Raw genomic sequence first — 7,102 nt, forward strand, 5'->3', positions numbered from 1 at the left:
GGAACCGGAGCTGCCGCATCCGGTCACCGTCACGGCGAGTACGAGAGCGCATCCACGGACGGCGGCGGGCCAGGAACCCGCCCGGGTCGTTGCCCCCATGGAGAGTCACGGTAGACCCGGCCTCCCAGGGGGACAACGGCGATGGCGCCGGGCGTCACGCCTCGGCGCGGTCCTTCGCCTCGGTGATGTCGGCGACCGTCTTGGCCCGGCCGGCGTCGTCGACCTCGCGCAGCAGGCAGGTGAGGCGGGCGGTGCACACCCGCCGGTCCTGCTCATCGCTGATGACGATCTCGTAGGTGGCGGTGGAGCGGCCCCGGTGGACGGGGGTGGCGACACCGGTGACCAGGCCCGAGCGGGCGCCCCGGTGGTGGGTGCAGTTGAGGTCCACGCCGACCGCGATCCGCCCGCTGCCGCCGTGCAGCATCGAGCCGACCGAGCCGAGGGTCTCGGCCAGCACGGCGGAGGCGCCGCCGTGCAGCAGCCCGTACGGCTGGGTGTTGCCCTCCACCGGCATGGTGCCCACGACCCGCTCGGCCGAGGCCTCGAGGATCTGCACGCCCATGCGGGTGCCGAGGTGTCCGGCGGAGAACAGCGCGGGTAGATCCACGCCGAGCGCCGCGTACTCGTCGAGTACCTCTTGCGGGAACTTCACGCTGGTCTGCTCGCCCATCGGGACAGGCTCCGTTCGGTTGCTGTGGTGGCCACCTTTGCTTGTGGTGGCCACCTTCTTACCAGGCAACTGAGCAAACGCTTAGGCCGGGGTTGTCTGTTCCAGGCGGACGACCACGGACTTGCTCGCCGGGGTGTTGCTGGTGTCGGCGGTGGCGTCCAGCGGAACCAGGACGTTGGTCTCCGGGTAGTACGAGGCGGCGCAGCCGCGCGCGGTCGGGTAGTGGATCACGCGGAAGCCGGTGGCACGCCGCTCGGTGCCGTCCTTCCACTCGCCGACCAGGTCGACGTAAGCGCCGTCGGCCAGCCCGAGCTCCCGTGCGTCCTCGGGGTGCACCAGCACCACCCGGCGGCCGTTCTTGATGCCGCGGTAGCGGTCGTCCAGGCCGTAGATGGTGGTGTTGTACTGGTCGTGGGAGCGCAGGGTCTGCAGCAGCAGCCGGCCCTCGGGCGCCTCGGGGTACTCGATGGGGGCCGCCGTGAAGTTGGCCTTACCGGTGGCGGTGGGGAAGCTGCGGCTGTCGCGCGGGGCGTGCGGCAGGGCGAAACCGGAGGGGTCGCTCACCCGGGCGTTGAAGTCCTCGAAGCCGGGGATGACGGCGGCGATGCGGTCGCGGACGCGCGCGTAGTCCTTCTCGAACTCCTCCCAGGGGGTGTGGCTCTCGGGGCCCAGCACCCGGCGGGCCATTCGGCAGACGATGGCCGGCTCGGAGAGCAGATGGGAACTCGCGGGCTCCAGGCGCCCGCGGGAGGCGTGCACCATGCCCATGGAGTCCTCGACGGTGACGAACTGCGGGCCGCCGCCCTGGAGGTCGCGCTCGGTGCGGCCGAGGGTGGGCAGGATCAGCGCCCGCGCGCCGGTGACCACATGGGAGCGGTTGAGCTTGGTGGAGACATGGACGGTCAGCCGGGCGGCGCGCATCGCGGCCTCGGTGACCTCGGTGTCGGGGGAGGCCGCCACGAAGTTGCCGCCCATGGCGAAGAAGACCTTCGCCTGGCCGTCGCGCAGGGCGCGGATGGCCCGGACGACGTCGAAGCCGTGCTCGCGGGGCGGGGCGAAGCCGAACTCGCGCTCCAGGGCGTCCAGGAAGGCCGGGGCGGGGCGCTCGAAGATGCCCATGGTGCGGTCGCCCTGCACATTGCTGTGGCCGCGCACCGGGCAGACCCCGGCGCCGGGGCGGCCGATGTTGCCGCGCAGCAGCAGGAAGTTGACGACCTCACGGATGGTGGGCACCGAGTGCTTGTGCTGGGTCAGGCCCATCGCCCAGCACACGATGGTCCGCTTCGAGTCGAGGACCATGCGCAGCGCGCGGTCGATGTCGGCGCGGTCGAGACCGGTGGCGCGCAGCGTCTCGTCCCAGTCGGCGGCGCGGGCCGCGGCGGCGAACTCCTCGAAGCCGTGGGTGTGCTCGCGGATGAACTCCTCGTCGGTGGCTCCCTCTGTCTCCAGGATGAGCTTGTTGAGGAGGCGGAAGAGGGCCTGGTCGCCGCCGATCCGGATCTGCAGGAAGAGATCGGTGAGCGCGGTGCCGCCGCCGGCGATACCGCGGGCGTTCTGCGGGTTCTTGAACCGCTCAAGACCGGCCTCGGGCAGCGGGTTGATGGAGATGATCTTCGCGCCGTTGGCCTTCGCCTTCTCCAGGGCGGAGAGCATGCGCGGGTGGTTGGTGCCCGGGTTCTGCCCGGCCACGACGATCAGGTCGGCCTTGTAGAGGTCCTCCAGCAGCACGCTGCCCTTACCGACGCCGAGGGTCTCGGTGAGCGCCGAGCCGGACGACTCATGGCACATGTTGGAGCAGTCGGGCAGGTTGTTGGTGCCGAACTCGCGGGCGAAGAGCTGGTAGAGGAAGGCCGCCTCGTTGCTGGTGCGGCCCGAGGTGTAGAAGACCGCCTCGTCGGGGGAGCCGAGCGCGGTCAGCTCGTCGGCGATGATGTCGAAGGCCCGGTCCCAGGTCACCGGCTCGTACCGCTCGGCGCCCTCGGGCAGGTACATGGGCTGGGTCAGCCGGCCCTGCTGACCGAGCCAGTAGCCGCTGCGGGTGGCGAGGTCGGCCACCGGGTGGGCGGCGAAGAAGTCGGGGGTCACCCGGCGGAGGGTGGCCTCCTCGGCGACGGCCTTCGCGCCGTTCTCACAGAACTCGGCCGCATGGCGCTTGTCCGGCTCGGGCCAGGCGCAGCCGGGGCAGTCGAAGCCGTCCTTCTGGTTGACGCGCAGCAGGGTGAGCGCGGTGCGGCGCACGCCCATCTGCTGGTGGGCGATGCGCAGCGAATGCCCTACGGCCGGCAGCCCGGCGGCGGCATGTTGTGGGGGTGTGACCTCGGGCGCGTCCTGGATCGGATCGCCTGCGGGCGGCTTGGCTGCCATGTCGCTCCCCTTGGGCTCGAGCGTTGCGGGACCTGTGTGTGGACCTATGGGTCCGATCCTGTCACGGGCCACCGACAGCCGGGGCGGCGGCCCGGTTTGGCTGTTGGCGGACCGGCCCGGCCCGGCCCGGTCCGGTGGTACGGCCGTTCCGGCCGTGCGGACCCGGCCGATCTTGTGCTCGGTCCGGTGCGATCTTGTGCCGGTCCGGTCCGGTGGCCGGGGCGGGAGGCATTGTCGGTGGGGCGTGGCAGGATCGGGGGCGTGGCAGAGAAAGCATCGAAGAAGACCGCAGCGCCCGCGACCGACCGCACGGGGGATGACCGTCCCCGCCTGCTCCTGCTGGACGGGCATTCCCTGGCATACCGGGCGTTCTTCGCGCTGCCGGCGGAGAACTTCAACACGACCACCGGCCAGACCACCAACGCGATCTACGGCTTCACCTCGATGCTGGCGAACACGCTCCGTGATGAGCAGCCCACGCACCTCGCCGTGGCGTTCGACGTCTCGCGCAAGACCTGGCGCTCCGAGCAGTTCACCGAGTACAAGGCGAACCGCTCCAAGTCCCCCGATGAGTTCAAGGGCCAGGTCGAGCTGATCGGCGAGCTGCTCGACGCCATGAAGATCACGCGCTTCGCGGTGGAGGGATTCGAGGCCGACGATGTGATCGCCACCCTCGCCACCCAGGCCGAGGAGCAGGGCTTCGACGTCCTGATCGTCACCGGCGACCGGGACTCCTTCCAGCTGGTCACCGACCATGTCACGGTGCTCTACCCCACCAAGGGCGTCTCCGAGCTGACCCGCTTCACCCCCGAGAAGGTGCGGGAGAAGTACGGCCTCACCCCGAGCCAGTACCCCGACTTCGCGGCCCTGCGCGGCGACCCGTCGGACAACCTCCCCGGTATCCCGGGCGTCGGCGAGAAGACCGCGGCGAAGTGGATCAATCAGTTCGGCTCCTTCAAGGAGCTGGTGGAGCGGGTCGAGGAGGTCAAGGGGAAGGTCGGCGAGAAGCTCCGCGACCACCTGGAGTCCGTCAAGCTCAACCGCCAGCTGACCGAGCTGGTGCGGGACGTGGAGCTCACCGCGGGCCCCGAGGGGCTCGAGCGCGCCCCGTACGACCGGGAGGCGCTCGGGGTGATCCTGGACGCGCTGGAGTTCCGCCACCAGAACTTCCGCGACCGGATCATGGCCGTCGACCCGGGCGCGGCGGCGGACGAGCCCGCGGCCACCGAGCCGGGTGTCGCGGTCGACGGAGTGGCGCTGGGCGCGGGCGAGCTCGCCCCCTGGCTGGAGACCCACCGCGACGCCCCGCTGGGCCTGGCCACCGTCGACACCTGGGCGCTGGGCAGCGGCAGCGTCAGCGAGGTCGCGCTGGCCACCGGCTCCGGCCCCGCCGCCTTCTTCGACCCCTCGCAGCTGGACGAGGCCGACGAGCGGGCGTTCGCCGAGTGGATCGCGGACCCGGACCGCCCCAAGGTCCTGCACAACGCCAAGGGGATCATGCGGGTCTTCGCCGAGCACGGCTGGTCCGTCGCGGGCGTCGCCATGGACACCGCCCTCGCCGCCTATCTGGTCAAGCCCGGCCGCCGCTCCTTCGAGCTGGACGCCCTGTCGGTGGAGTACCTGGGCCGTGAGCTGTCCCCGGCGGCGGCCGCGGACAGCGGACAGCTGGCCTTCGGCGCCGATGAGGAGGCCGAGCGGGACGCCCTGATGATCAAGGCGCGGACCATCCTGGACCTGGGCGAGGCCTTCGGCGGCCGGCTCAAGGACGTGGGCGCGGCCGGGCTGCTGCACGACATGGAGCTGCCCGTCTCCGAGCTGCTGGCCCGGATGGAGCGGTCGGGCATCGCGGCCGACCGCGACTGGCTGGAGCGCATGGAGCAGCAGTTCGCGGCCGCCGTGCAGCACGCCGTGAAGGAGGCCCACGACGCGGTGGGCCATGAGTTCAACCTCGGCTCGCCCAAGCAGCTCCAGGAGGTGCTCTTCGGCGAGCTGGGCCTGCCCAAGACCAAGAAGACCAAGACCGGGTACACCACGGACGCCGACGCGCTGGCCTGGCTGGCCGCGCAGACCGACCATGAGCTCCCGGTGATCATGCTGCGCCACCGTGAGCAGGCGCGGCTGCGCTCCACCGTCGAGGGCCTGATCAAGACCATCGCCCCCGGCGGGCGCATCCACACCACCTTCAACCAGACCGTGGCGGCCACCGGCCGGCTCTCCTCCACCGACCCCAATCTGCAGAACATCCCGGTGCGCACCGACGAGGGCCGGGCGATCCGGCGCGGCTTCGTCGTCGGCGACGGCTTCGAGTCGCTGATGACCGCCGACTACAGCCAGATCGAGCTGCGCGTCATGGCCCATCTCTCCGAGGACGAGGGCCTGATCGAGGCGTTCACCTCCGGTGAGGACCTGCACACCACGGTCGCCTCCCAGGTCTTCTCCGTCGACAAGTCGGCGGTCGACCCGGAGATGCGCCGCAAGATCAAGGCCATGTCCTACGGGCTGGCGTACGGCCTGTCGGCGTTCGGCCTCTCCCAGCAGCTGGGCATCACCCCCGATGAGGCCCGCAAGCTGATGGAGAACTTCTTCGAGCGGTTCGGCGGGGTGCGCGACTATCTCCAGCGGGTCGTCGAGGAGGCGCGCGCCACCGGCTATACGGAGACCATGCTCGGCCGTCGCCGCTATCTGCCGGACCTCACCAGCGACAACCGCCAGCGCCGCGAGATGGCCGAGCGGATGGCGCTCAACGCCCCGATCCAGGGCACCGCGGCCGACATCGTGAAGATCGCGATGCTCAAGGTGGACGCGGCGTTGACGAAGGAGAAACTCTCGTCGCGGATGCTGTTGCAGGTGCACGACGAAATCGTGCTGGAGATCGCCCCCGGTGAGCGGGAGCGGGTCGAGGAGCTGGTGCGCCGGGAGATGGCGGGCGCCTTCCAGCTCAGCGCTCCGCTGGACGTATCGGTAGGATCCGGTGCGGACTGGGAGTCCGCGGCTCACTGAGAGTTCGCCCGCTGCGGTGTTTGCACCGGTAGCTGCGGGCCATAAGTTGTCGTAGTGTCACCAGAGTTGACGCGCCGGGGGAGCGCATCGTGTTCGACGGGAGGGACACACGGATGGCACCGCTTATCGGCCGACGACTGCGCAAGGGGGCGGCCACGACTGCGGTGGCGGCGGCCGCGATGGCCGCCCTCACCGCGTCCCAGGCGCCGGGATTCGCCAATTCCGACCATGGCGACCGGAACCGGGAGCAGCGGGCGGGGGAGGCGCCGGCGCCGGACGACACCCCCATCGACGGTGGTTCCTCGTACCACACCGATCTGCCACCTCTGGTCACCCCGGACAAGCCGGGCTCCTCGATCGATCTGCCCGGGCTCCCCGGGGGCAGCAGCACCAAGCCCGAGGCGGGCATACCCGCGAGCGTCCTCGCCGCCTACAAGAAGGCGGAAGCGGCTCTGAGGGAGTCCAATCCCGGCTGCAATCTGCCCTGGGAGCTGCTCGCCGCGATCGGCAAGGTCGAGTCCGGCCAGGCCGGCGGCGGCAATGTGGGCGCCGACGGCACCACCGTCTCGCCCATCCTCGGTCCGGTCCTGAACGGCGACGGCTTCGCCCTGATCAAGGACACCGACGGCGGTGCCTACGACGGCGACAGTCAGCATGACCGGGCGGTCGGCCCCATGCAGTTCATCCCGTCCACCTGGGCCAGCTGGGGCCGGGACGGCAATGGTGACGGCGAGAAGGACCCCAACAACGTCTATGACGCCGCCCTCGCCGCGGGCGGCTACCTCTGCGCGGACGGCCGCGATCTGTCCGTCAAGGCCGACCTGGACCGCGCGATCCTCGGCTACAACCACTCGCGGGAATACCTGAACACCGTCCTGTCGTGGTTCGAGTACTACAAGCGCGGCACCCATGAGGTCCCCGACGGCACCGGTGCGATCCCCTCGGGGAACGACTCCGGCTCGGGCGACAAGGGCAAGGACTCGGGCAAGAACCCGGGGAAGGGCGGCGGCAAGGACACCGGGAAGGGCGAGGAGAACGACGCCCACACCCTGCCCAAGCCCAACGACA

4 protein-coding genes are annotated in these 7,102 nt (G+C 70.7%); 2 read left to right on the forward strand and 2 right to left on the reverse strand.

Features of this window, described 5'->3' with window-relative positions; translation table 11 throughout:
• Nucleotides 1-154 precede the first annotated feature (154 nt).
• Together GWI24_RS37360 and GWI24_RS37365 are read right to left on the reverse strand one after the other, a co-directional pair.
• The gene (locus tag GWI24_RS37360) at nucleotides 155-670 is read right to left on the reverse strand and encodes a hotdog fold thioesterase (RefSeq protein WP_210950490.1); all 516 of its coding nucleotides are present in this window, start codon (nucleotides 668-670) and stop codon (nucleotides 155-157) included.
• 81 nt (nucleotides 671-751) lie between these two features.
• The gene (locus tag GWI24_RS37365) at nucleotides 752-3,034 is read right to left on the reverse strand and encodes an FdhF/YdeP family oxidoreductase (RefSeq protein ID WP_210950491.1); all 2,283 of its coding nucleotides are present in this window, start codon (nucleotides 3,032-3,034) and stop codon (nucleotides 752-754) included.
• A 261-nt stretch (nucleotides 3,035-3,295) separates the two neighbouring features.
• Between GWI24_RS37365 and polA the strand changes: the two genes are divergently transcribed.
• Nucleotides 3,296-6,034: a DNA polymerase I gene (gene polA, locus GWI24_RS37370; RefSeq protein ID WP_210950492.1), complete on the forward strand. Its 2,739-nt coding sequence runs from the start codon at nucleotides 3,296-3,298 to the stop codon at nucleotides 6,032-6,034.
• Between the two features lie 113 nt (nucleotides 6,035-6,147).
• Nucleotides 6,148-7,102, forward strand: a 955-nt coding sequence (locus GWI24_RS37375) for a lytic transglycosylase domain-containing protein (protein WP_247617424.1), incomplete at its 3' end; no start/stop codon positions are given.

The organism is Streptomyces sp. MK37H, assembly GCF_018035285.1.
Lineage (GTDB): Bacteria > Actinomycetota > Actinomycetes > Streptomycetales > Streptomycetaceae > Streptomyces > Streptomyces endocoffeicus.

Coding starts and splice junctions, on each gene's coding strand:
- GWI24_RS37360 (WP_210950490.1), bottom strand. CDS start 670: ATGGGCGAGCAGACCAGCGTGAAGTTCCCGCAAGAGGTACTCGACGAG.
- GWI24_RS37365 (WP_210950491.1), bottom strand. CDS start 3,034: ATGGCAGCCAAGCCGCCCGCAGGCGATCCGATCCAGGACGCGCCCGAG.